The organism is Vibrio sp. 811 (assembly GCF_033339195.1).
In genome coordinates, this window is record NZ_JAWOUB010000431.1 from 1 (window position 1) to 686 (window position 686).

Annotated in this window: 1 protein-coding gene; it reads right to left on the reverse strand. The window is 47.7% G+C overall.

Annotated features, from left to right (window positions below; all coding sequences use genetic code 11):
* On the reverse strand, positions 1-686 hold a 686-nt coding region (locus tag R7Q46_RS27310), incomplete at both ends, for a LuxR C-terminal-related transcriptional regulator (RefSeq protein ID WP_318078295.1).

The window sequence follows — 686 nt, forward strand, 5'->3', positions numbered from 1 at the left end:
CATCAATTGCAGTAAATTCTCCGCAGTTACAATGGCTTCTTTACGATTCGCAATGTTGAGCTTTTGATACAAGTTGCGAATGTGGGTTTTAATTGTCGTACCTGCCACATCCAATTCTTGTGCGATTTGCTCGTTACTAAAGCCAGAATAAATCAAACCTAGAACCTGCCATTCGCGCTGTGTTAACGGGCTCGTGCGTACAAGCTCCGGCACATTCGGGTGATTTACCAACTTTTCAATAAAGTCTTCATCAAAGTGGATCGAGCGGCTGCGCTGATTCGATGAAATGTCTTTCATTAGTTGTTGAGCGCGGTGACGTTCTAGATCGCCCAGCTCATGACGCAGGCTGAGTTTCTCTAGCAGGCCACCAATCGTAGCGCCATCAATTAGGAAGTTTCCGACCATACCGGTTTGGTTCGTCATTACTAGCGCTTCTTTTAGCAGCGCTTTGGCTTGCTCTTCGTCTTTTTGGCGTGCGGCCAAGACTGCTTCAACAACGAGGTTGCGATTGGTATCGGTAATGAGGTTGGTACGGCGCGCTTCACTTTGCAGGAAGTTTAGCGCTTGGCGTGCTTCCTCATACTGACCCAAATTGATGTGTGCACGCACTATATTGCGCCATTGCAGTTGCAAGAAGTGGTTACATGCCGATTCTGGACGAACCGCAGTGTTCAACCATTCTTGCA